Annotated in this window: 22 protein-coding genes; 7 read left to right on the top strand and 15 right to left on the bottom strand. The window is 73.1% G+C overall.

The annotated features are described in order from the left end of the window. Positions 1-109: 109 nt before the first annotated feature. The 9 genes from ACZ4K2_RS10330 to ACZ4K2_RS10290 form a co-directional block, all read right to left on the bottom strand. A complete protein-coding gene (locus ACZ4K2_RS10330; protein WP_467471575.1) occupies positions 110-1,165 on the bottom strand; it encodes a 2-aminoethylphosphonate ABC transporter substrate-binding protein in 1,056 nt (351 codons plus the stop codon). Positions 1,166-1,219: 54 nt separating this feature from the next. Beyond that, the gene (locus ACZ4K2_RS10325; RefSeq protein ID WP_467471572.1) at positions 1,220-2,017 is read right to left on the bottom strand and encodes an ABC transporter permease subunit; all 798 of its coding nucleotides are present in this window, start codon (positions 2,015-2,017) and stop codon (positions 1,220-1,222) included. Beyond that, positions 2,004-2,873, bottom strand: a complete 870-nt coding sequence (locus ACZ4K2_RS10320) for a 2-aminoethylphosphonate ABC transporter permease subunit (RefSeq protein WP_467471569.1) — start codon at positions 2,871-2,873, stop codon at positions 2,004-2,006. Before ACZ4K2_RS10320 ends, ACZ4K2_RS10325 begins: the two co-directional genes overlap by 14 nt. After that, complete coding sequence (locus ACZ4K2_RS10315) at positions 2,866-3,912, bottom strand: ABC transporter ATP-binding protein (RefSeq protein ID WP_467471566.1); 1,047 nt, start codon at positions 3,910-3,912, stop codon at positions 2,866-2,868. Before ACZ4K2_RS10315 ends, ACZ4K2_RS10320 begins: the two co-directional genes overlap by 8 nt. Position 3,913: 1 nt before the next feature. Further along, positions 3,914-4,633 (bottom strand): phosphonatase-like hydrolase, encoded by a 720-nt coding sequence (locus ACZ4K2_RS10310; RefSeq protein ID WP_467471564.1) that lies wholly within the window; start codon positions 4,631-4,633, stop codon positions 3,914-3,916. Between the two features lie 5 nt (positions 4,634-4,638). Next, a complete protein-coding gene (locus ACZ4K2_RS10305) occupies positions 4,639-5,763 on the bottom strand; it encodes a TIGR03364 family FAD-dependent oxidoreductase (RefSeq protein WP_467471561.1) in 1,125 nt (374 codons plus the stop codon). Between the two features lie 132 nt (positions 5,764-5,895). Further along, the gene (locus ACZ4K2_RS10300) at positions 5,896-6,672 is read right to left on the bottom strand and encodes a GntR family transcriptional regulator (RefSeq protein WP_467471559.1); all 777 of its coding nucleotides are present in this window, start codon (positions 6,670-6,672) and stop codon (positions 5,896-5,898) included. 46 nt (positions 6,673-6,718) lie between these two features. Continuing rightward, on the bottom strand, positions 6,719-7,732 hold the full coding sequence (locus ACZ4K2_RS10295; protein WP_467471557.1) for a hypothetical protein: 1,014 nt from the start codon (positions 7,730-7,732) through the stop codon (positions 6,719-6,721). A gap of 705 nt (positions 7,733-8,437) precedes the next feature. After that, positions 8,438-9,835: an ROK family transcriptional regulator gene (locus tag ACZ4K2_RS10290; protein WP_467769954.1), complete on the bottom strand. Its 1,398-nt coding sequence runs from the start codon at positions 9,833-9,835 to the stop codon at positions 8,438-8,440. A gap of 149 nt (positions 9,836-9,984) precedes the next feature. Between ACZ4K2_RS10290 and ACZ4K2_RS10285 the strand changes: the two genes are divergently transcribed. The 3 genes from ACZ4K2_RS10285 to ACZ4K2_RS10275 all read left to right on the top strand — a co-directional run bounded on the left by ACZ4K2_RS10285 (position 9,985) and on the right by ACZ4K2_RS10275 (position 12,526). Then, entirely contained in the window at positions 9,985-11,058 is a 1,074-nt protein-coding gene (locus ACZ4K2_RS10285) for a Gfo/Idh/MocA family protein (protein ID WP_467471554.1), read from the top strand. Continuing rightward, on the top strand, positions 11,058-11,564 hold the full coding sequence (locus ACZ4K2_RS10280) for a heme-degrading domain-containing protein (protein WP_467471552.1): 507 nt from the start codon (positions 11,058-11,060) through the stop codon (positions 11,562-11,564). Before ACZ4K2_RS10285 ends, ACZ4K2_RS10280 begins: the two co-directional genes overlap by 1 nt. 95 nt (positions 11,565-11,659) lie before the next feature. Next, on the top strand, positions 11,660-12,526 hold the full coding sequence (locus ACZ4K2_RS10275) for an LLM class F420-dependent oxidoreductase (protein ID WP_467471550.1): 867 nt from the start codon (positions 11,660-11,662) through the stop codon (positions 12,524-12,526). A 173-nt stretch (positions 12,527-12,699) separates the two neighbouring features. On the opposite strand, the gene ACZ4K2_RS10270 is transcribed toward ACZ4K2_RS10275, so the two are convergent. From ACZ4K2_RS10270 to ACZ4K2_RS10260, 3 genes are all read right to left on the bottom strand, one after another. After that, positions 12,700-13,557, bottom strand: a complete 858-nt coding sequence (locus ACZ4K2_RS10270; protein WP_467471548.1) for a fumarylacetoacetate hydrolase family protein — start codon at positions 13,555-13,557, stop codon at positions 12,700-12,702. Positions 13,558-13,731: 174 nt separating this feature from the next. Further along, complete coding sequence (locus tag ACZ4K2_RS10265) at positions 13,732-14,442, bottom strand: YidC/Oxa1 family membrane protein insertase (RefSeq protein ID WP_467471546.1); 711 nt, start codon at positions 14,440-14,442, stop codon at positions 13,732-13,734. A 116-nt stretch (positions 14,443-14,558) separates the two neighbouring features. Beyond that, positions 14,559-14,879, bottom strand: coding sequence for a DUF6412 domain-containing protein (locus tag ACZ4K2_RS10260; RefSeq protein ID WP_467471543.1), 321 nt, complete (start codon positions 14,877-14,879; stop codon positions 14,559-14,561). A gap of 434 nt (positions 14,880-15,313) precedes the next feature. Here ACZ4K2_RS10260 and ACZ4K2_RS10255 point away from each other — a divergent pair, with 434 nt between their 5' ends. The 4 genes from ACZ4K2_RS10255 (at position 15,314) to ACZ4K2_RS10240 (ending at position 19,318) form a co-directional block, all read left to right on the top strand. Beyond that, positions 15,314-16,333, top strand: a complete 1,020-nt coding sequence (locus tag ACZ4K2_RS10255; RefSeq protein ID WP_467471540.1) for a tetratricopeptide repeat protein — start codon at positions 15,314-15,316, stop codon at positions 16,331-16,333. 224 nt (positions 16,334-16,557) lie between these two features. Next, positions 16,558-16,971 (top strand): very short patch repair endonuclease, encoded by a 414-nt coding sequence (locus tag ACZ4K2_RS10250; RefSeq protein ID WP_467471538.1) that lies wholly within the window; start codon positions 16,558-16,560, stop codon positions 16,969-16,971. Next, complete coding sequence (locus ACZ4K2_RS10245; protein WP_467471535.1) at positions 16,968-17,942, top strand: DNA cytosine methyltransferase; 975 nt, start codon at positions 16,968-16,970, stop codon at positions 17,940-17,942. The genes ACZ4K2_RS10250 and ACZ4K2_RS10245 overlap by 4 nt, the downstream gene beginning before the upstream one ends. Positions 17,943-17,974: 32 nt before the next feature. Continuing rightward, on the top strand, positions 17,975-19,318 hold the full coding sequence (locus tag ACZ4K2_RS10240) for a DNA cytosine methyltransferase (protein WP_467471533.1): 1,344 nt from the start codon (positions 17,975-17,977) through the stop codon (positions 19,316-19,318). Positions 19,319-19,368: 50 nt separating this feature from the next. On the opposite strand, the gene ACZ4K2_RS10235 is transcribed toward ACZ4K2_RS10240, so the two are convergent. From ACZ4K2_RS10235 to ACZ4K2_RS10225, 3 genes are read right to left on the bottom strand one after another with little or no spacing between them, the layout of a single operon-like run. Continuing rightward, positions 19,369-20,244 (bottom strand): DUF6339 family protein, encoded by an 876-nt coding sequence (locus ACZ4K2_RS10235; protein ID WP_467471531.1) that lies wholly within the window; start codon positions 20,242-20,244, stop codon positions 19,369-19,371. Next, the gene (locus tag ACZ4K2_RS10230) at positions 20,241-21,236 is read right to left on the bottom strand and encodes a hypothetical protein (protein ID WP_467471529.1); all 996 of its coding nucleotides are present in this window, start codon (positions 21,234-21,236) and stop codon (positions 20,241-20,243) included. Before ACZ4K2_RS10230 ends, ACZ4K2_RS10235 begins: the two co-directional genes overlap by 4 nt. Further along, positions 21,233-23,386, bottom strand: coding sequence for a helix-turn-helix transcriptional regulator (locus ACZ4K2_RS10225; RefSeq protein WP_467471527.1), 2,154 nt, complete (start codon positions 23,384-23,386; stop codon positions 21,233-21,235). Before ACZ4K2_RS10225 ends, ACZ4K2_RS10230 begins: the two co-directional genes overlap by 4 nt. Positions 23,387-23,470 lie beyond the last annotated feature (84 nt).

The following is a 23,470-nucleotide window of genomic DNA, read 5'->3' as shown; positions in this document are numbered from 1 at the left end:
AGGGAAGGGATGGGCGTGTGCGTGCGGGCATGACACCGCCCCCGGCGGTACCAGGGGCGGTGCGGTGGGACGTGGTGCCGTGCGGCCGGCGGCCGGGGGGCCGCGGGGGTCAGCTTCCGGTGGCGGACTTCCAGGCCTCGACGTACGAGGTGAGGTTCTCGTCGATGTCGGCCCAGTCGGGCTCGAAGACCTCCACGCCGTCCATCAGCCTGGTCAGCGCGATGGCGTTGGCGTCGGTGGCCTTCACGTCCCGGCGGGAGCTGAACCCGCCGCCGATCTCGCTGACCTCCTGCTGCTGCTTCCGCGCGAGCATGAAGTCGAGCAGCTTGCGGCCGTTCTCGTCGTGCGGGGCCTTGGTGACGAGGCCGGCCGCGTAGGGCAGGGCGAAGGTGGTGGGCTTGCCGGCGGTGCCGGCCGGGAACCAGATGCCGAGGTTGGGCATGGTCTTGGTCTGGGCGTAGTTCATCTGCACGTCGCCGTTGGCGACGAGGAGTTCGCCCTTGTCGACCTTGGGGGCGAGCTTGCCGGTGGAGGCGGACGGGCCGACGTTGTTGGCCTGGAGCTTCTTCAGGTAGGCGAGGGCCTGGTCCTTGCCGCCGAAGTCGTGCATGGCCTTGATGAGCACGGCGGTGCCGTCGCCGGCCACGCCCGGGGTGGAGTACTGGAGCTTGTTCTTGTAGCTGCCGTCGAGGAGTTCGTCCCAGGTCCGGGGGGCCCGCTTCAGCTCCTTCTTGTTGTAGACGAAGCCGAAGTAGTTGTTGACGACGGACGTCCAGGTGCCGTCGGCGGCCTTGTCGGCGCCGCCGACCTGGTCGGCGCCCTGCGGGACGTACTTCTGGAGCAGGCCCTTGCTCCCGGCCTGCTGGATGAAGGGCGGCAGGGTGACCAGCACGTCGGCCTGCGGGTTGCTCTTCTCGCGGACGGCGCGCTGCACCATCTCGCCGGAGCCGCCCTCGACGTACTCGACCTTGATGCCGGTCTGCTTCGTGAAGTCCTTGAAGACCTTGTCGTACCAGCCGTCGCCGTTCTCGCCCTTGAGGCCGTCGGCGCTGTAGACGGTGACGACCTTGGCGTCGGAGGCGGCGGAGGAGCCGCCGCACGCGGCCAGCGCGGGGGTGGCGAGCAGGGCGAGGGCTACGGCGAGCGCGAGGCGGTTTCTGGGCATGGCAGGGCCAACTCCTGGCGTGGTGAGGGTGTTCGGGGAGGAGAGGAGGAGGGGTCAGCGGTACGACGCCCGGGTGCGGACCCGGGAGACGGCGAACAGGACGAGCAGGGTCGCGGCCATCAGGACCACGGCGACGGCGGAGCCGGTGAACAGGGCGCCCCGGTCGGTGGCCGCGTAGATCAGGACGGGCAGCGGGGTCCAGCCGGGCGGGTAGAGCATCATCGTGGCGCTCAGCTCGCCCATGGAGAGGGCGAAGCACAGGCCGGCGGCGGCGGTGAGCGAGGGCAGCAGCAGGGGCAGCCGCACCCGGAGCAGGACGTACGAGGGCCGGGCGCCGAGCGAGGCGGCGGCCTGCTCGTAGGCGGGGTCGAGGCGGGTGAGGGCCGCCGACACCGACTGGTGGGCGAAGGCCGTGACCAGCACGGTGTGGGCGCTGATCACGATCCACCGGGTGCCGTTGAGCAGCAGCGGCGGCTGGGAGAACGCCACCAGCACGGCCAGTCCGACCACCACCGACGGCACGGCGACCGGCAGCACGAACAGGGCGTCCAGCACCCTGCGGTACCGCTTGCGCAGCGCCGCCCCGGCCAGTGCGGCCCAGGTGCCCGCGGCCAGGGCGAGCAGGCTGGCGGTGACGGCGGTGACCAGGCTGGTGGTGAGCGCCTGGAGGGCCTCGCCGCGGGTCGCGGTGCGGTAGTTGGCGCCGGTCAGGCCCGAGGGCAGGACGCCGGACCAGTGGGTGGCGAAGGAGGCGCCGAGGACGACGAGGAGGGGCAGCGCGAACAGGGGCAGGAAGAGGACGAGGAACACCGCCCACACGGCCCACCTGGCCTTGCGGCTATGCACCAGCACGACGGCTCACCACCCGGTACAGGCCGTACAGGCCCACGGAGATCAGGACGTTGACGACGGCGACCGCGCAGGCGCCCGGGTAGTCGGACTCCAGGATCGCCTTGCCGTAGACGAGCATCGGCAGGGTGGTGACCCCCTTCGCGCCGGTGAACAGCACGATCCCGAACTCGTTGAGGCACAGCACCAGGACGAGGCTGCCGCCGGCCGCGAGCGCGGGCAGCGCCTCGGGCAGGATCACCTGGCGCACGATGCGGGGTGCCCGCGCCCCCAGGGACCCGGCCGCCTCCAGCTGGGCGGTGTCGAGCTGCCCGAAGGCGGCGAGCAGCGGGCGCATCACGAACGGCGTGAAGTAGGTGACCTCCGCCAGCAGCACGCCCCAGGGCGTGGTGAGGAACTGGAAGGAGCCGACGATGCCGGTCGTGCCGTAGATGAACAGCAGCGCCAGGGTGATGAGGAAGGACGGGAACGACAGGTACACGTCGATGAAGCGGGCCACCGCCTTCGCCCCGGGGAACGGCACGAACGCGATGACCAGCGCCAGCAGGAAGCCCAGGAGCAGGCAGCCTGCGGTGGAGGCGAGGGCCAGCCAGACGGTGGTCCACAGCGCGTGCCGGAACGCCTCGGAGGCGAAGAGGTCGGCGTACGGCTGGAGCGAGGTGCCTCCGGTGTCCGGCCGGAGTGACTGCCGGAACACCAGGGCCAGGGGGTAGAGGAAGAACAGGGCGAGGGCGGCGACCGGGGGCAGGGCCCACAGCAGCGACCCGAGGGAGCGCCGGGCCGCCTCCGGTGTGCCGGCGCCGCCGCGCGGGCGGGCCGTCCGGGGCACGGCCGGCGCCTCGCGTACCGCCTCAGCCATGGGCCACCCCCGCGGGCAGCAGCACCGCGTCGTCGGGGGCGAAGTGCAGGGACACGGTGTCGCCGTGGGCCGGCGGGTCCTTCAGCTCGCGCACGTCCGCCATGACGGGGTGCCCGTCGACCTCGACGTACAGCCGGTGCGTGGAGCCGCGCCACTGGATCTCGGTGACGGTGCCGGTGATCCGGTTGGGTCCGTCGCCGAGGCCGACGAGGTGCGGCCGCACGCACAGGGTGGCCCGCGCCCCGGCGACCGCGCCGCCCGTGTCGACCTTCAGCTCGGTCGCGGCGAAGCCGACGCCCGCGGGGCCGACGGTCACCGGCAGCAGGTTGGCGTTGCCGACGAAGGACGCCGTGAACGCGTTCGCCGGGGCCCGGTACAGCTCCCGCGGTGTGCCGCACGCCTGGAGCCGCGCCCGGTCCATGACCGCGATCCGGTCCGCCAGAGTCAGCGCCTCGACCTGGTCGTGGGTGACGTACAGCATGGACAGGTCGGGCAGTTCCCGGTGCAGGCGCGCGAGTTCCGCGAGCATGCCGGAGCGGAGCTGTGCGTCCAGCGCGGACAGCGGCTCGTCCAGGAGCAGGACGTCCGGCCGGATGGCCAGCGCCCGGGCGATGGCGACCCGCTGCTGCTGCCCGCCGGACAGCTCGCGCGGGTGCCGGCGGGCGTAGCCGGCCATGCCGGTCATCTCCAGCGCCTCGGTGACCCGTTGCCGGATCTCGCCCTTGGGGGTCTTGCGGGCCTTCAGTCCGAAGGCCACGTTGTCGTCGACCCGCATGTGCGGGAAGAGCGCGTAGCTCTGGACGACCATGCCGATGCCCCGGCGGTACGGCGGCAGGTCCGTCACGTCCCTGCCGCCGAGGAGCACCCGCCCGGACACGGGCCGTACGAACCCGGCGACCGCCCGCAGCGCGGTGGTCTTGCCGGAGCCCGACGGCCCGAGCAGCGCCATGACCTCGCCGGGCTCGACGGTCAGGTCGAGGGCGTCGAGGACGACGTTGCCGTCGTAGGCGACGGTGACGGAGTCGAAGCGGATGCCCATCTCACCGGTCTCCCGCGAGGAGGGTCGGCAGGTCGGCGACGGAGTCCAGGACGTGCGTGGCGCCCGCGGCGCGGAACGCCTCGTCACCGTGGGCGCCGGTGCGCACCCCGGCGACCAGCCCGGCGCCCGCGCGTACGCCGCTGAGGACGTCGTAGGAGGTGTCGCCGGCCACCGCGACCTGTCGTACGTCCTCGGCCGCCTTGGTGCGGAGGAACGCCTCCAGCACCATGTCCGGGTACGGCCGCCCGCGCCCGCCGGCGTCGGCCGGGCACAGGGTGAGCGGTACGAGGCCGTGCCAGCCGAGCGCGGACAGGATGGCGTCCTGGGTGACGCGGGCGAAGCCGGTGGTCAGGACGACGGTACGGCCGCCGGCGGTCAGTTCCTCGATGGCCTCGCGGGCCCCGGGGACCGGCGCGATCAGCCCGGCGTCGACCGATGCGCCGTACGCCTCCTCGAAGGCGGTGTTGGCGCGCCGGGCCCGCTCCTCGTCGCCGAACAGGTGGCGGAAGACGGAGATCTTGGACTCGCCCATGGTGGCGCGGACGTAGGCCAGGTGCTCGGCGTGCTCGGCGGAGCCGGGTTCCACGCCCAGTTCGGTGGCGGCGGCCTCGAAGGCGCGCTCGACCAGTCCGCCGTCGGCGACGGTCGTGCCGGCCATGTCGAGGACGACGAGGCGGATGTCGCCGGGGGTGCCCCCGGGGATGTCGGTCGGGTTGTTCATGGAGCTCACCAGCCCAGTTCGTTCGCGGTGGTCTCGGCTATCGCGGGGGAACAGGTCATGCCGCGCCCGCCGGGCCCGGTGACCAGCCACACCCCCTCGCGCACCTGCCTGCGGTACACGACCCGGCCGGGGTCGGTGCACTGCGCGTACACCCCCGCCCAGCGGCGCCGCACGCGCGGCAGCGGCCGGCCGAGCAGGTCCTCCACGACACCGGTGAGGTGCTCGTACGGCTCCTCGACGGTGTCGAAGGCGAAGGGGTGCTCGTACTCGTGGGTGTCGCCGATGGTCAGGCCGCCGTCGGCGCGCTGCACCATGAGGAGCTGCATGCGGTGGGCGGCGGCGGTCTCGGCCTGCGGCTGGCCGGCGTTGAGCTCGTCCAGCGCCGGGGAGGCGTAGGCCGGGTAGTAGCGGAAGCTGTCGGCGTCGGCGACCGAGGTGGTCAGCGGCTCGCCGAGCGGGTCGGTCTGCATCATCTGGAGGCGGACCCGGCGCACGGGGAGTTCGGGGCCGGCCAGTTCGCGCACGAGCCCGCCGAGCCAGGCACCGGTGCACAGGACGACCGCGTCGGCGTGGTGCACGTCGCCGTGGTCGTCGCGGACGGTGCCGGGGCCGGTCACCTCGCGCACCTCGCGGCCCGGCAGGAAGGTGTAGTCCGGGGACTTCAGCAGTTCCTCGCGCAGGGCGAGCTGGGCGGTGCGGGGTTCCACGGCCGCGTCCCGCTCGCAGTGCAGGGCCGCGGTGAACTCGCCGCGCAGGGCGGGGTTGACCGCGCGGGCCTCGTCCGGGGTGAGCAGCTTGTAGCCGCGGTCGGCGGCGTCGGCCCGGGCCACGGCGGCCTCGGCGACGGCGAGTTCCAGGGGCCCGCGGACCGGGGTCAGCGATCCGTTGGCCCGGAACCCGAGCGCCGGGATCCGGCCGCCGATCTCCTCCCACAGCTCCCGCGCCCGCAGGGCGGTCGCCAGCTCTTCCCCTCCGGCGCGCCCGCTGACCCAGATCTGCCCGAAGTTGCGCAGCGAGGCGCCGCGCGCCTCGGCCTCGCGTTCGATCTGGACGACCTGGTGGCCGCGTTCCACTGCTTGCCAGGCGTGCATGGTGCCCACCACGCCTGCTCCGACGACTGTCACTCTCACGGCGGCAACGCTCCTCGTGATGCGGGAACCGGAGACATCCGGCTGTCAACGAGAGCGTGAACGACCCATCACGTTTGGGCTAGACCCGTTACCTTTCCGTGATGTTGGACGGGTGGTTCATACAGGGGTGTTTCAGCCGTTCTCGGGCTGGGTGGTGCCTTCGAGGTGGGTGGTGAAGGAGAACCGGTCCCCGCGGTACAGGGACCGCACCCGCTCCAGCGGGCGGCCCGCGGTGTCCCGCGAGACCCGGTGGATCAGCAGCATCGGCATCGCGGGCGGGGTGCCGATGAGCAGGGCCTCCCGGGGTGTGGCCAGCACCGTCTCGATGCGCTCGTCGGCGTCCCCGAAGGCGATGCCCTGGGCGGTGAGGTAGGCGTAGAAGGAGGAGTCCGGGTCGAAGTCGCCGCCCAGCCCCGGCACCCGCTCGACGGCGACGTAGGTGCTCTCCAGACCGACCCGCTCGTCGTCGGCGAGCAGCACGCGCTCCAGGTGCCAGACGGGCTCGCCCCGGGTCAGCCCGGTCTCGGCGGCGAGCGCCTGCGGGCACGGGAACCGGTCCAGGGTGACGAGGGTGCGGCCGGGCGTCCGCCCCTGCCGCCGCACGCCCTCGGTGTAGCTGGCGAGGGACAGCGGCTGGGCCAGCTTGGGCCCGGCGACGACCGTCCCGCGGCCCCGGCGGCGCAGCCGCCCCTCCAGCACCAGCTCCCGCACCGCCTGCCGCACGGTCTCGCGGGCCACGTCGTACCGCTCGGCGAGGTCGCGCTCGGTGGGGATCACGCCGTCCTCCCCCAGTTCCTCCAGCAGTCCGGCGATCCGCGCCTTCACCGCGTAGTACTTGGGGATGCGCCCGTGCTCGGGGATGCCGGAGCGGACGGGGGCGCCGGGGGCCTGGTCGTTGGGGTAGTCCACCAGGGGATCGTCGCAGACCCGCCACCGGACGGGGGACGGAACCCGTTCAGCGGCGGCCCCGGGCCAGCAGGAACGCGCCCACGCCCACGCCGGACAGGACGACGACGGCGGCGAGCAGGCCGAGGGCGAGCCCCGGCCCGGTGCCCGCCAGTTCCCGCGCCTGCTCGGCGAGGGACGGCGCGGCGTCCGGGGCGCCGGTGCCGGCCGCGGTGGGCGGCGCGCTGCCGGGGGTGGTCGGCACGCCGGGGGCTCGCGGGTCCCGGGTGCCGGGGGTGGCCCCCGGGTCCCTGGTGCCCGGCGGGACCCGGGCGTCGTGGGTGCCCTGGGCGTCCCGGGCCGCCGTGTCCCGCGGGTCCCCGTCGGGCCGTGCGCCGTCGTCCTCCCGCGGCTCCCGGGCCTCCTGTGCGTCCGGGGGGTCCCCGGTGTCCCGGGCGTCCTCGTCGCGGGCGATCGTGAAGCGGTAGGCGCCGGACTCCCCGACCCACTCGCCGTCGTCGCCCCGCCGCTGCACGGCGGCGGCACCGGCGGTGACCTCGCCGGGCGGGGCGTCGGAGGTGAGGGACAGCCGGACGCGGACGCTGACGGTCCCGCCGGCCGGCACGGTGAATCCGGCGAACCCGGGCGCGTCCAGCACTCCGACCAGTTCCTGCTCGTCGGTGGTCTCGAAGGTCACCGGCCGGGCCCGGGGGCCGTCGTAGAAGTCCAGGTGGGGCTGGTCCGCCCGCAGGGCCCGCTTGCCGTCGGTGAGGACCACGACCGGATGGACGCCGGCGCAGGTCCGCACGGTGGTGTTCGTGAGGTCGATGTACCAGGTGCCGAACCCGCCGCCGGCCTCGTAGGACTCCGGCCCGCCCCGGATCCGGGTGGCCAGCGGGAAGGTCCGCGCGTCGGTGCCCGCGCAGGCGGGCTCGGCGGGCGCGTACACGGCTCCGGCGTACGCGGCTCCGGCGTACGCGGCTCCGGCGTGCGCGGCTCCCGCCGGGAGGAGGAGGGGGACGGCGGCGGTGGCGACGGTCGCGGCCAGGCCGTGGGACAGGGACGTGGACGTACGCAGTCGCATGAACACATGAGCATGCCGGAACGCGTCGGAGGCCCGGCTCGCCACCCCGAACCGACCGGCGCCGTCCGCCCGATCAGCGCACACCGGGCGGCTCGGGGTGCTCGGCGCCGTCGGCCCGCCGCAGGGCGCGGGGGTGGGGGCCGGGCCGCCACACCGGCACCGTCCGCCCCGGTCGGCACGTACCGGACGGCCCCGCGTGGTGCCGTACGCCGTACGGGGTGCCGGGGTGCCGGGGTGCCGGGTGGCCGGGGGTCAGGACGTCAGCCGGATCCGGCGGCCGGCGTCCCCGTGGTCGGCGCACTCCCGGCAGGGGTCCGGGTCGCCTGCGCGCTCCCGGCACGTCCACGCGGTCCCGGACGCGCGGACGGCGACGGGTGCGCCCGCCGAGGCCCGCCAGACCTTCGGGTACGCGGCGGCCACCCGGTCGGCGGTCGCGCAGGGCACCTTCGGGGCGGCCCATACGGCGAGGCCGGTCGCCCGTCGGTCCCGCGGAAGGCGGCCGCCCCGCGGTCCGCGCCCGTACCGGGGCCGGTGGCCGCGGGCGCCCGGCCCGGTGCCGCGAGGCAGAGCGCGACGGCCGCCGGCAGCCCCTCGGCCGTTGTCGTCCTGGTCGTCCGCACGTCGTACCCTCCTTCCCGCACGGGAGGAGGCCGGAGGCGCCGGGTACCCGGACCGCCCGCCGGCCACGCCGCGCCGGGCGCGGCCTCACGCGTCCCCCCGGCCGAACAGCGGCGCCAGCAGCAACTGCGCGGCGCCCTCGGCCACCACCCGCTCCCCCCTCGGCGCGACCCGCACCGGCACCGGCCCCTCGCGCGTCCCCTCCCGCCGGGCCCGCGCCCCCAGCACCTCGCCGACCCCCCGCACGTACGCCCCGGGCGACCGGGCGACCGTACGGCCCCCGAGCAGCACGGCGTCGATGTCGAGCAGCCCCACCAGGTTCCCGGCGGCGACCCCCAGCACCCGCGCCGCCTCGGCCACCTCGCCGCGCGCCGCCGCCCCGAGGCACAGCACCTCCACACACCCCCGGTTCCCGCACTCGCACAGCGGCCCGTCGAGCTGGATCACCTGGTGCCCGAACTCCCCGGCCCCCGTCCGCGCGCCGCGGTGCACGCTCCCGTCGATGACCAGCCCGGCGCCCAGCCCCGTCCCCAGGTGCAGGTAGGCGAACGACCCGCCCGCGCCCTCCGCCGTCTCCCCGGCGCCCCCGGCCGCCAGCCCGAGCGCCGCCGCGTTGGTGTCCTTGTCCACCACCACCGGCACCCCGAGCCGCTCCGCGAGCGCGTCCCGCAGCGGGAACCCGTCCCACGTGGGGAAGCCGGTGACCCGGTGCAGCACGCCGTGCACATGGTCCAGCGGTCCGGGCAGCGCCACCCCCACACCCAGCAACGTCCCGACCCCCACGAGCCCCGCGACCCCACCGGCCGCACCCATTCCCGTGAGCCCCGCCACCCCACCAGCCGCACCCGTTCCCGCGAGCCCCGCGACCCCGCCGATCGAACCCGCCCCGGTCGTACCGGCGCCGCCCGAGCAACCGGCGCCCGCGCCGGGGCCGTCCCAGGCCCCGGCGACCTCGCGGCCATCGGAGGCCCCGGAGCCGCCACCGCCGGGTATGCCGCCATCCGAGCCGCGGCCACCGCCCTCCGAGTCACCACGGGCGCCCGGCGCCCCCTCCGCCACCGACACGCCGCCCGGTCCCGCCGGTCCCCCGCCCGCCAGGTCCGCCGCCACCTCGCGCACCGCCGCGCACACCGCCCCCAGCACGGCCTCCGCGCCCGCCCCGAGGTCCAGCGCGCCGTACCGCTCCGCCACCACGGCCCCGACCAGGTCCACGAGCACCACACGCAGTTCGTCGCGGTCCAGGTGCACCCCGACCGCGTGCCCCGCCTCCGGCACCAGCCGCAGCACGGTCCGCGGCTTGCCCCCGGTGGACGCCCGCCGTCCGGCCTCCGCCGCGAAGCCCTGCTCCCGCAGCCTCCCGGTGATCTTGCTGACGGCCTGCGGGGTCAGCCCGGTGCGCTCGGCCAGCTCCAGCCGGCTGATGCCCCCGGCCCCGGCGTCCCGCAGCAGCCCCAGCACCAGCGCGGTGTTGTGCGTGCGCACCAGGCCCAGGTTCGCCCCCGCCGGCCCGGCGACCCTCGGCCCCCGCCCCGCCGCCGGTCCCGGCGCCCCGCCCGTCGTCGCCCTTGTCCTGTCCACGACCCCATTCTCCCCACCGCTTGCACTTCCGCAACAGCGTTGCCAAAGTGGAGGGCATGACTGCTACCCCCCTCCGCGTCGGCCTGATCGGCTACGGCCTCGCCGGCTCCGTCTTCCACGCCCCGCTGATCGCCGCCACCGAGGGCCTCGCCCTGGACACGGTGGTCACCTCGAACCCGGAGCGGCAGCAGCAGGCCCGTGCCGAGTTCCCGGACGTGACGACGGCCGCCTCCCCCGAGGAGCTGTTGGACCGCGCCGCCGGCCTGGACCTGGTCGTCATCGCCTCGCCGAACAAGACGCACGTCCCGCTGGCCACGGCCGCCCTGAAGGCGGGGCTGCCGGTGGTCGTGGACAAGCCGGTGGCCGGCACCGCCGCCGAGGCCCGCGGCCTCGCCGCCCTCGCCGACGAACGCGGCCTGCTCCTCTCGGTCTTCCAGAACCGCCGCTGGGACAACGACTTCCTGACCCTCCGCCGGCTCCTCGCCGACGGCGAACTCGGCGACGCCTGGCGCTTCGAGTCCCGGTTCGAACGCTGGCGCCCGCATCCCAAGGGCGGCTGGCGCGAGTCCGGCGACCCGGCGGAGATCGGGGGTCTGCTCTACGACCTCGGCAGTCATGTCGTCGACCAGGCCCTGGTCCTCTTCGGTCCGGTCACCGAGGTGTACGCCGAGGCGGCCGTCCGCCGCCCCGGCGCCGAGGCCGACGACGACACCTTCCTCGCGCTCACCCACGCGAACGGCGTCCGCTCCCACCTCTACGTCTCCGCCACGGCCGCCCAGCTCGGCCCGCGCTTCCGGGTGCTGGGCTCCCGCGCGGGCTACGTCAAGCACGGACTGGACCCCCAGGAAGCGGCCCTGCGCGAGGGCAGTCGCCCCGGCACCACCGCCGACTGGGGCGTGGAGGACGAGGCCCTGTGGGGCCGCATCGGCTCCGGGGAGTCCCCGCTGACCGGCGGCGGCACGCCCGTGCCGACGCTCCCCGGCGACTACCCCGCCTACTACTCGGCCGTCGCCGCCGCACTGCGCGGCACCGGCCCCAACCCGGTGACCGCCCTGGAGGCGGCCGCCGCCCTCGACGTACTGGAAGCGGCCCGCAGGTCCGCCCGCGAGAAGGTCACGGTGACCCTCTGATGTCCGATCCGATGTCCGACCCGGCCACGCCCGGACCCGTCCCGACCGTCGAGGAGCTGGAGGCGCAGCAGCGCCGCCTGGTCCTGCGCCGGTTCACCTACGACGACGCCTGGGCCCTCGGCTCCCTCCTGGTCGGCATGGCCCGGGACCGCCGGGCGCCGATCGCCGTCGACATCCACCGCGGCGGCCAGCAGCTCTTCCACGCGGCCCTGCCCGGCTCCACCCCGGACAACGACGTCTGGATCGCCCGCAAGCGCCGGGTGGCGAAGCGCTACGGCGCCCCGTCCTACCTGGTCGGCGCCCGTTTCCGGGCCAAGGGCACGACGTTCGAGGAGTCGTCCCGCCTGGACCCGGACGTGTACGCGGCCCACGGCGGCTCCTACCCGATCACGGTGGAGGGCGTCGGCGTGATCGGCGCGGTGACCGTCTCCGGGCTGCCCCAGCTCGACGACCACCGGTTCGTGGTGGAGGCGCTGGAGGAGTTCATCCGCCGTTCGTCCGACTGAGGGAACGGCGGGAATTCCCGCGGGACGCCACCCGGTTGGCACGGAGCGAGGCTGTGAGGATCACCGCACCGCCCACCACCGGAGGGACACGCCCGATGACCACCGCACTGAAGGAGACCGTCGGCCGGTACGGCGTCTGGAGCATCGAACTGCGCTCGGAGGACCCGGACCGGCGCGGCGAACTGGACGAGGCAGCCGCCGAACTGGAGGAGCTCGGGTACGGCGCGCTCTGGCTGGGCGGCAACAGCACCGCGGACCACGCGGCCCCGCTCATCGGGGCGACGCGCCGCCTCGTGGTCGGCACCAGCATCCAGAGCGTCTGGCAGCAGGACGCCGAGGCGACGGCGGCCGCCTTCGCCGAGGTGGAGACGGCGCACCCCGGCCGGTTCGTGCTGGGCCTCGGCGTGAGCCACGGCCCGCTCGTGAAGGACTACAGCCGCCCGTACGCGGCGATGACCGGGTACCTCGACGAGCTGGACAAGGCGGGCGTGCCCGCCGGGCGCCGGGTGCTCGCCGCGCTCGGCCCGAAGATGCTGGGGCTGTCCCGCGACCGCGCGGCCGGCGCGATCCCCTACCTCGGCACGCCCGAGCACACCGCGCGGGCCTGCGAGATCCTGGGCGCCGGACCGCTGCTCGCCCCGGAATTCAAGGTGGTCCTGGAGTCCGACCCGGCCCGGGCCCGGGAGACGGCCCGCGCCTACCTGCACCCCTACCTGCAACTCCCCAACTACACCGGCAACTTCCTGCGCCTGGGCTTCACCGAGGACGACATCGCCGACGGCGGCAGCGACCGTCTCCTCGACGCGGTCTTCGCCTGGGGCGGTGAGGACCGGATCCGCGAGCGCGTCGCGGCCTTCCACGAGGCGGGCGCGGACCACGTGGCCCTCCAGGTGGTGACGGCGGAGGCGGGCGCCGCCCTGCCGAGGGAGGAATGGCGCAGGCTGGCCGCCCTGCTGGCCTGACCGGACACCGTCCACGCGCCGCCGTCAGCGGACCGTAGTCCACGGCCGGCCAAGCCCCGTCCGCCGCCGACCGCCGACCGCCGACGGCCGTGGACGTGTACCGTCCGCGGCCGGCGGCGGAGCCGCGGTTCCCCGCCCCTTCCCGCGCGGGGCGGTGATGCCGGTCGCGCCGGTTACGCGTCCTTCAGCTCCTGCCGCTGCCGGCCGAGCCCCGGGATCTCCAGCTCGACGACGTCCCCGGCCCGCAGGTACGGCTTGGGCTCGGGCCGGCCCATCGCCACTCCGGCCGGGGTCCCGGTGTTGATGACGTCACCGGGGTACAGCGTCATGAACCGGCTCAGGTACCGCACGACCTCCCCGACGGGGAAGATCTGCTCCGCCGTCGAGCCGTCCTGCCGCAGCTCCCCGTTGACCCACAGCTTCAGCCGGAGGTCCTGCGGGTCGGCCACCTCGTCGGCCGTCACCAGCCACGGGCCCAGCGGGTTGAACGTCTCGCAGTTCTTGCCCTTGTCCCAGGTGCCGCCCCGCTCGATCTGGAACTCGCGCTCGGAGACGTCGTGCGCCACCGCGTACCCGGCGACATGCGCGAGCCCCTGCTCGGCCGAGTCCAGGTAACGGGCCGTACGGCCGATGACGACCGCGAGTTCGACCTCCCAGTCCGTCTTCACCGAGCCGCGCGGCACCAGCACCGTGTCGTCCGGCCCGACGACCGTGTCCGGCGCCTTGAGGAAGACGACCGGCTCGGCCGGCGTATCGGCGCCCGCCTCCCGGGCGTGGTCGTGGTAGTTGAGCCCGATGCACACGACCTTCCCGATGCGGGCGAGCGGCGGCCCGACGCGCAGCCCGGCCGCGTCCAGCGCGGGCAGCCCGCCCGCCTCGGCCGCCGCCCGTACCCGGCCGAGCGCGCCGTCGTCGGCGAGGAACGCGCCGTCGATGTCGTCCACGAGGCCCGACAGATCCCGCAGTGTCCCTTCGGCGTCGAGCAGTGCGGGGTGCTCGGCCCCGGCCGTACCGACTCGCAGCAGCTTCATGGTCACCATCTCCCTCGATCGCGGGGCGCCCCGCCGACGGGTGCAGCCATCGGAGGACTGGCTGATCCTCCAATCACGTCGTCCACTCCGCAAGACCCTGTTCACGTACTGGACCGTAACCCCGGCCCGGCCGACGGTCCGGAACACCCGGCTCGGCGACGCCGAACGCCCTGCTCAGCGGTACAACAGGGCCTGTTCCGCCGCGCTCCAGGCCGTGGTGGTGACCACGTACAGCGCGGCGGCCAGCGGAACGACCGCCACCGTGACGAGCGTGAAGTAGGACAGGAACGGAGCGATCCGGGCGATCCCGGCGAGACCGGGCACCTGGTCGCCGCCGGTGAGCGGGGCGGGCTGCCGGGCCGCCGTCCGCCTGGCGCGCCGGAAGTTGACGGTGGCGACGGCCGCGACGACGGCGAACAGGACGAGGTAGACCAGTCCGGCCGGGCCGGCCGGCCCGCCGTCGGAGAGCGCGTCGGCCCAGCGTCCGCCGAGCGGCGCCGCAAACAGCCGGTGGCCGAGCAGGCCGTTGGCCTCGCCGCCGATCGTGGTGCTGGAGAAGAGGTGGTAGAGGAGGAAGAAGGCCGGCATCTGGAGCAGGGTGGGCAGGCAGCCGGCGACCGGTGACACCTTCTCCTCGGCGTGCAGTTCCAGCACCGCCCGCTGGAGCCGCTGGGGGTCCTCGGCGTGCTTCTCGCGCAGCCCGGCGATCCTCGGTTGGAGCGCGGCCTGGGCGCGCCTGCCGCGGGCCGCGGCCCGGGACAGCGGATGGACGAGGAGCCGTACGAACGCGGTGAACAGGACGATCGCGGCGGCTGCCGCGGAGGCGTGGAACAGGGGGGTCAGCAGGTCGGCGAGGTGCTCGACCAGGCGGGCGAAGACGGACATGGGTGAGCCCTCCGGGGGTCTCGTCGTGCCGGAGGCGACCGGCTGATCCGGTCGCGGGGAGAGATCGGCATGACGACCCGCGCGAGGTCACGTGCTGACGTGGGAGCGGACGTGCCCTACGCGGCGGTCGCCGGACCCGTGTGTCCGGGGGCCCGGGGCCGCCGCCGGCCGGGCGCGTCGGGGTCGCGCTGGGGCAGGAAGGCCGTACGGCGGGCCCGGTCGCGTATCGCCGTGCGGACGCGGGTCGGGGGTACGGCGGGCACGGCACGCGCGGCGAGCAGGGCGCAGGCGGCGAGCGCGGCGGCGGCGGTCGCGGTGGCGGCGAGGGCCACGGCGGCGGTGAAGGCGCCGGTGCCGAGGAGGGCGCCCTGGAGCAGCAGCAGGTGCGCCAGGAGCATGAGCGGGACGAGGGGACGCGTGGCGGCACGGCTGCGCATCGGCGCTCCCCCTTTCTCTCTTCCCGTCTCTTCCCGTCTCCTCCCGCGGCCGGTGGGCAGGCGCGCGGACCGGTCTCCAGAGGCTCCCGCAACCGCTCCGGCCGAGGCAACACCCCACCGGCCGGTTCCGCGGACACGGAGTCCGGCCCCGGGCTCCCACCGCGACAACGTCCGCGACGGGCGGGAGAGTTCCCCGCGCGGCACCCGTCCGTCCTCGCACGGCACACCGCCGCCGGTCGGGCAGGCGCGGCACCTCGGTACGGACCACCCGGCGACCCCGTGCCGTACGCCCCCTGACGCCCCCTGCCGTACGCCTCGCCGCCCGCGGCCTCCGGCGCCCCGCGGCACCCGAGACGTGACGCCGTCCCCGGACCGGTGCTCCCCGCCCCCACCACGCCGCACGTTTGTCACCGCCCGGCAGTACGGTGTCCCCCATGCGCCCCGACACTCCTGCCGAGAACGTCGACCACACCGCCGAGGCGGCCCGCCTGGAACGGACCGCCGGCCTGTACCCCGAGGACGCCGAGACCCTCCTCCTCAGGGCGGCGGCCCACCTGGAACTGTCCGGCGACCGCCCCGCGGCGACCACGCTCTACGACCGCCTGCTCAGCTCCGCGGGAGGGCTGGACAACCCCCACCTGGTCCGCGCCCTGAAGGCGTCCAACCTCTGGGAGTACGACCACGAGGCGGAGGCCCGGGCGATCATCGACGGCATCCGCGCGGTGGCCCCCCGGGACCCGGCCCCCTGGGTGATCGCGGCCGAGGCCCTGGAGTCCCACGACGAGCTGGAGGCCGCGGCGGACACCTTCACGGAGGCGGCGACCCTGCTCCTGCGGGACACGGCGGAGCCCTCCCCCGGCACCCACCCCGTCCTCTACGGCCGCCACCGCGTGCGCCGCATGCTGGGCCTGCCGCACGACGACTGGGACACCCTCGCCGACACCCTCCACACGTCCCCGGTCCCCCTGGACGAGCTGCACGACCCGAAACGGGTGTGGTCGCTGGGCTCGGACAATCCGGCGGAGCTCCGGGCGGAGATCTCCCGCCTGCGGGCGGAGCTGGGCGCCTACCGGGAAGCCCTCTCCCGCCCGTTCCCGGTGGCGGTCCTGCACTGGCCGGCCCCGGAGCTGGCGGAACTGCTCTCGACGTACCCCACGCTGTCCTCGGAGTACCCCTCGCACGAGGACCACCTGACGACCATAGAGTCCTCCCTCCGCGAACTCGCCGCCTCCGGCACCCCCAACCTGGGCATCGTCACGGGCACGGTCCCGTCGTACGAGGCGTTCGCGGCCTCGGAGGGCACGTCCCCGGACGACGCCACCCTGCTCCCCCAGTACGCGACGACCCTGGCCTCCCGAGGCCGAGCCACCGCCTGGCCCCCACAGCGGGGGGCGGAGTGCTGGTGCGGGGAGGGGGAGTCTTATGGGGGGTGTCACGGCCGATCCGAGAGCTGAGCGCGTCTTTGCAGCTCGGCTTCACTGAGCAGATGACCGGATCGACCCGGACCGGCCCCGGGCCCCGGTGCACAGGCGCCCCGCACTGTGATGGAATCGACACCACAGCCGTGGTCCGGTGGCTCGATCGGCACGGGCTCGGCTGCCGGCAGGACCGAGCACGATCGTGAGGCACAGCCGCGTTGAGCACGATGAAGCCGTCGTCGCCCGCCGTCTCGGCACGCATGAGCAGGCAGGTGAGCAAGGACACGACGGCGGAGCTGACGGTTCGCAGACTGCTGCACGCGGCAGGATTGCGCTACCGCGTCGAGTACCCGGTGCCGGGCATGGCCCGACGCAGGATCGACGTGGCTTTCACCTCGGTCAAGGTCGCCGTACTGATCGACGGCTGCTTCTGGCACGGTTGCCCTCTGCACGCCACGCAGCCGAAGTCGAACGCGGAGTGGTGGCGGCAGAAGTTGGACCGCAACGTGGCCCGGGACGCGGAGACCACGCAGCACCTGGAGGCCTCCGGTTGGCAGGTCCTGCGGTTCTGGGAGCACGAAGCGCCTGACGCGGTGGCGTCACGAATAGGGCAAGCGGTTCGACTTCGCCGTGCGGCTGAGGAGAACAGAAGATCCGGAGGGAGATCTCGATGACCGGGGGGACATTCGTCGACGTGTGTGCGGGGGCGGGCGGCCTGGCCCTGGGGCTGGAGCGGGCTGGATTCAGTCCGCGGCTCCTTCTGGACAGCGAACGCCACGCGTGCGACACACTCCGCGCCAACAGAGCCCACTGGAACGTGCTGCAGGCGGATCTCCTCGACTTCGACCCCGTGCACCACCCCGAGGTGTACGACGTCGATGTGCTGTCCGCCGGCCTGCCCCGAGTCAGGTCGAGCGCCACGGTGACACGCGAGTCCTCGGACACCGAGGTACGTCTCATCCGGGCGACCGCATACCTGGCGCACGCCGTCCAACCGCGTGCGTTGATCGTCGAGAACGTGCCCACCCTGGTCGACGACGACTCCTTTGCGCCGTTACGGGACTTCATGCGTGCGGAGTTGGAGCATCTCGGCTACGAGCTGACCTGGTTCGTCCTGAACGCCTCCGACTTCGGTGTCCCACAGGACCGCAGACAAGGCGTCCTCGTGGCCGTGAAACAGCCGTGGGCGCATGCTTTCCGGGTGCCGCTCCCCAGCGTCCGGGAGCACGTGTCGGTCGGAGCGGCACTGGCGCCCTCGATGCGTTCGCGTGGCTGGCCGGACGCGGACCGCTGGGCGGCCCAGGCGACGAGCCCGGCACCGACCCTGGTGGGTGGATCCAAAGCGCACGGCGGCCCGGACTTCGGACCGAGCGGTACGAAAGCCAGATGGCGACGGATGGGCGTCTACACGAAGTCGTTCGGGAACGAGCCACCCGGCCCCGACTTCAAGTGGGATCCGTCACTCGGTGACGACGGGCTGGTACGGATCACGGTGGATCAGACGGCCCTTCTCCAGGGCTTTCCCCCCGCCTGGCACTTCGCCGGTGGCAAGACCGCCCGTTATCGCCAGGTGGGCAACGCCGCGCCGCCGGCCGTGGGTGAGGCCTTGGGACGTGCGGTGGCCGAAGCGCTGGACCTGGAGTGAACAGTCCCCGCCGCCGGCTAGACTTCCGCCACATGACCAGCAAGGCGCCCCTTCAACCCATCCTCGACAAGCCCTATGTCCTGGACCTCTTCGCAGGGCCCGGCGGGCTGGACGTCGCGGGGCACTCGCTCGACATCCCGAGTCTCGGCATCGAGTGGGACAAGAGTGCGTGCCTGACCCGGTACGCCGCCGGGCTGGACACCCTGCACGCCGATGTGAGCGCTATACGCAGGGACGCCTTCGAGTCGTTGCCGCCAGAGATCAACATCCTCGCCGGTGGTCCTCCGTGCCAGACGTACTCGGTGGCCGGGCACGGGGCCGGGCGCCAAGCTCTGGACCGGGTCAAGCGGTACATCGAGCGTCTGATGGCGGGCCACTCCGACCAGGAGATCGACGACGGCCTGACGACTCTGCCCGATCCGCGCACCGCCCTGGTCCTCGAGCCTCTTCGATACGCGATCCAGGCGACCCGGAGTCCGAACCGGGAGAACCGGCCGTACGACGTCATCGTCCTGGAGCAGGTCCCCGCCGTGGCTCCGCTCTGGGAGCACTACGCCAAGGTGCTCGCCGAGACAGGGCTCCCCGACGGGACCAAGTACGAAGTCGTCGTCGATGTTCTCGACACCGAGACCTACGGGGTGCCGCAGACGCGGTCACGCGCGGTGCTGATCGCTCGACGCGAAGGACTCGGCGAACCCTCGCTGCCCTCCCCCACCCACCGTTCCTACCAGGCGAAGGAGTGGAACCGGAAGAACGGGACGGGAGCACCCGACCAGAACCACCAGCCGACCCTCGACGAGGACGCAAAGGCGGGGAGCGAGGAGGGCCTGCGGCCCTGGAGATCCATGCGCGACGCCCTCGCCGATCCGGTGGGTTCACACCCGGGACGTGTCGCTCCCTTCCTGGTCCGCTCGAACTACGGCAGTTCCGGGAACCCGGGGAGGCGTGGAGTGCGGACCGACCGGCAGCCCGCCACCACCGTCACCGGCCGCATCTCCCGCTTCGTGGTCTTCGAGCACCTGGACGAGAACATCGTCCGCGAAGGCCCGCGGTTCAGCATGAACGAAGCGGGGATGCTCCAGAGCTTCCCGCCGGACTATCCATGGTCCGGTACGGCGCAGGCCCAACAGGTGGGCAACGCCGTACCCCCCCTCTTCGGTGCGCATCTGCTGAGTGCCGCTCTCGGTCTCCCCGGGCCGGCCCCGGAGTCGCTGCGCAAGCCGTGGCAACCGGCCACCGAGGAACAGCGGGCCAAGCTGCGGAGCAACGGCTGCGGAGCCGCCGACCACTGCACCGACCGATGCCCACGGCCCAAGGACCAGGTACCGCCCCCCTCTTCCGTGCGCCCTCCCAAGAAGAAGACACCGACGAAGTAGGTTCGGGCACGGCAGCGGATGGTTCCTCGGCACCCCTCACTGCACCCTGTTCAATCCTCGCTCTTCCGGCCCCTGACCGGCGCGGTCTCGAACAAGTCCGCAAAGTGCCCGGTCAACCAGGCCACAGACTCCTCCGGGACGGTGTCCTCGTCAGGGCCCTTCGGGAGCTCGTACCGCTCGACCGGCGGCGCCGATTCCGCTTCCGCGATCCAGTCCCGCAGATGAGCGGGGTCACGGGGCCTGTCGGGCGCGAGGACGTCATAGGTCAGGGTCGCTCCGGCCGTGTTGATCGCGACGGCGAGACCATTGATCTCGCGTCCGGTGGTGACCGACCTCGTCTGCAGGAGACGGACCAGAGCCTGGGCAGTGGGGCGGTGGTCGATCGCATCCGTCCGAAGGACGGTGTGGATGAGGTCCTGGTTCCCGCACGCGATCTCTACCGGCTGATAGTCCGGCCCGTTCCGGAAAAGCTCGGCCGCCCACCACAGACGAGAGAAGCACTGACGGTCCGCGGGGCCGCGGAACCGCTCCGCAGAGATGCGCGCCGGCCTGTTCGCCGTCGCCTCCGACAGATGCCGCCAGGCCACATAGTCGGGGGCCACTGCCAGGGCGAGGTGGTTCCACAAGCGCTTGTCCGCCGCCTCTCGCCGTGTCAGGCGCAGCGTGGCGTGCAGCCGCGGCGCGAGCCAGGCGTCGGCTCGGGTGCGGTCCTCCCGAAACTCGAACATGGCGTCTTCCACGAGGCCTCGGACGGGTTCTACCCACCATCTGGCATCGTCCTCCGGAAGCGGCTCCACGATCTTGGCGAGATCGATGCCGCCGTGGACCTGTTCGCCCCTGAGCAGTTCCTCGGTGAGGAAGGGATCGACGGCGGAGGTGGCGAGCAGAGCCAAGCGCTCCGGCACGTGGTTCGGCTGGGTGATCACGCCTCAGACTCCCGGTTCATCTGTTCCAGACCGCGAATGACATAGCCGAGCGCCCTGGTGGCGTCGGCACGACGGACCGCGGCGTAGTGGATGCGCGTCTGGAGTTCCACCCAGCCCGACTCGCCGGTGCGTCGACGATGAACCTGTCGTAGGGCTTCCTCGACATGGACACCGGGAATCACGTCCGGGAGCATCTCCCGCAGCACCTCGCCCTGCCAGTCCGTCGGGAAGACCGGGCCGCCGCCGGGTTCCACCTCCAGGTCACCGATGGCACCGTGGAACACCGCTGTCCAGACGTCGGTGGCCATCTGTGCGACCAGAAGGTCACGCACCTTGCTGTCCACTCCCGAGCCGTTGCTGTCCAACAGGCCGATGACACCTTCGACGTCGGTGTTGACGAACACGGTGGGGACTCTGGCGGATGCGTCGACGATCCAGGGTGCGTCCGCGTAGGCATGGAGCCACTCTCTGGAGCTTCTCCTGAACGAGGCTTGTTGTACTTCCAGTTGGAGCCCACGGACCGGATCGTCGGAGACCGTGTCGATGATCCAGCTCCGGTCGGTCTCGGCGATCGACCGTCCGCTCACTCCGTCCACGGTGCCGACGGCGTGCACGGCGAGGGAAGCGCGACCCATGTGGTCGTCTCGGAGCACCTCCAGGGATCCCGACCAGTCCCGGCCGTCGGGTGCGTCACGCGTGAGCTCGGTGGAGGTACGCACATTGGTCTCACCGTCCGTGAGAACGGCGAGCACACAGAGATCGGACCAGGCCGCGTCCGGCGCGTTCGCCCCGGGTGGCAGCGTCGCCGAGAGCCCGATCGTGGCGCTCACCCAGTCGGTGTGGCCTGCGATGCCGAGCGCGACGGCCTGTTGCTGGGTCGAGTACGCGGTGGTCTCCAGCCGGTCACGGGTGCCGTCGGCGAGCCTGAGGGAGACCGCGGTCACTCTGAGCGTGACCGGCCGGTTGAGCCGCTTGTACGGATAGATCTTCACGCGTCACTCCCCTTGCCGGCGCGGAGTTCGACGACGAGGCGACTGAACATGGTCCTGACCGGATGGCTGGTGATGTCGGTGGCTCCTCGGAACTTCGCGCGCCGTGCGCCGGGCGTGAAGCGCAGTGTCCCGTCCTCCACCGCACAGCCCTCGACTGCCACGAGTTCCGCCCAGTCCAGCGTCGGACGGCCTCCGGAGCGCACATCGAGCTGGGCGACCGGCACCATCGGGACGATCTCGTCCCCACGTGGGATGCTCACTTCGGCGGCGATCCGCCACTCTCCGCCGTCCCCGATCGTCGCATCGAGTCCGTCCAGCACCGGAACGACGGGCCCGGCCGGCGCCTTGGCCTTGGGACGCGTTCTCACGGTCAACGCCTTGCGCAGGGCTTCACCGCCCTCACGGCTGCTGCGCTTCGGCCGCGCCACGAGTTCCCTGACCGCGCTGTTGACCTCGGCGGTCAGTGCGCTGAAGCGCCGATATGCGGACGGCGACCAGCGCAGGGTCAGTTCCTCCGTCTGTCCCCAGCGGTCGTGCTCAGGTGGTTCTCCCGCACGCAGGAATTCCTCGGCCTCCTTGGCGAAAGGGGCCGCTTCGCCGGCTGCCTCGCCCACGAGCAGAACGGCCTGGAACGGATTGGTGCCGAGCGGCAGCTTCGGAACCATGCTCCTCTTGACGGTCATGCGGTTGCCGCGCAAGGAGTGCACCTGGTTCTTCGCCCCGTCCCTGTCCCCCTCGGCCTCGGTCACCAGCAGAACCGCTTGGTGCGTACCGAGCGTCCCGTGGGCACCGCCGGAGAGTGGCAGCTTGAGCGGAACGCTCCGCGCAGCCACCTGCCCGGCCTCGGTGAGGCGATCCACAGTGGTGCCCTCGTAGTGCGCCCTCAGGGCACGAGTGCGGGAGGGCTGCTCGACGGACGGGTCCACCTGCTTCTCCGGCACGACCTCCTCGCCGTTCCGAAGGGCGCGAACCGAGACCTCCAAGAGCGGAAGCCTGCTGCCCCCACCGGTCATGGCGGCCCAGAAGTCACGCCCCAGAGCCTCGACCAGACGGCCGTGCATCTTACGGATGTCACGCGTGTCCTCGTCACCGGCCTCCACGTCACCGAGAGACTCGTCGTCGGCGTCGACCTTCGCCTCGAGGCTGGCCACGTCGTGCGCACCGACGATGAGGAAGGACGTGCCGGGTTCGTCGCCCTCCCTGGCCAGATGCAGGCGTGCCACAGTCTCCTCGTCAGCCCACCAGGAACGGGCGACCGTGGCACCGGGCGAGTCGGGGTCGGGGCGCCCCAACCATGCCGGGCCCGCGTACGGCTCGCCGTCCACCTCACGCCACGGCAGTTCCAGCCGACCGATGACCCGCCGCTCGGTACGCCCCTCATGAGGTACGGACAGGGTGGAGTTGATGAGCACGAGTCCGAGGGCGCTGGTGGCCCACAGCGTGGCCTTGCCCAGTCCGTACGAACCACCGGCCCCGGGACCGGACTTGAGGCTCTCCAGCTGACGGCGGACCACGGCGGCGAACTTGCCGTCCGCGTAGTCGTCGCCGATGAGCCCGGAAGCGTTGTAGTCGTCGACCCGGAGCAGGACCAGGCGGCCCTTCTCGTACATGTCGCGCACCCCGGCGTCCACCACGCGGCCGACCTTCTGGTGGGCGGCGGTCTCCGACACGGCGGAGTAGTGCGGAAAGAGATCGTTCCAGAGAATGGCCTCCCGGAATTTGTCCAGCGCCTCGCCCGTGAGTTCGTGCAGGGTGTAGCGGACGCGGACGGGGCGGCCGTTCTCCGTGAGCCGCTCGTCGAGGCTGTTCTGGCAGGTCTCCCGTGCGAGGACCTGCACGTCGGCGTCGAAGGCGAAGGCGGCGGCGTTCCCCAGGTCACGGCCGCCGTCGGGATAGCCGGGGCGGTGGTACCAGGTGACCGGAAGACCGACTTGAGTGTCGGTGGTGCGGGTGTGCACCGTACCCACGTCCGTACCGAGTGCCTTGGCGATGTCCGCCATGATGGTCGGACGAGGGGTCGACCTGCCAGTGATCCACGCGGACACAGCGGCCCGAGTCAGCTCCAACTCGTCGGCCAGGTCGGCCTGCGTCTTCCCCGCGAGCTTGAGCTGTCGAGCCAACCAAGGCCCGAACTCCTCACCTGTCTCCACGCGTCACCCGCTCCTTCCCTGAGAGATCCCATGCGCGTCGCCGGACCGCATGGTGCGGACCACGAGGCTAATTTGACGCAAGCC

Source organism: Streptomyces sp. NPDC025833, assembly GCF_055558055.1.
Note: the sequence above shows the minus strand (reverse complement) of the source record. Positions and strands in the feature narration are given on the sequence as shown.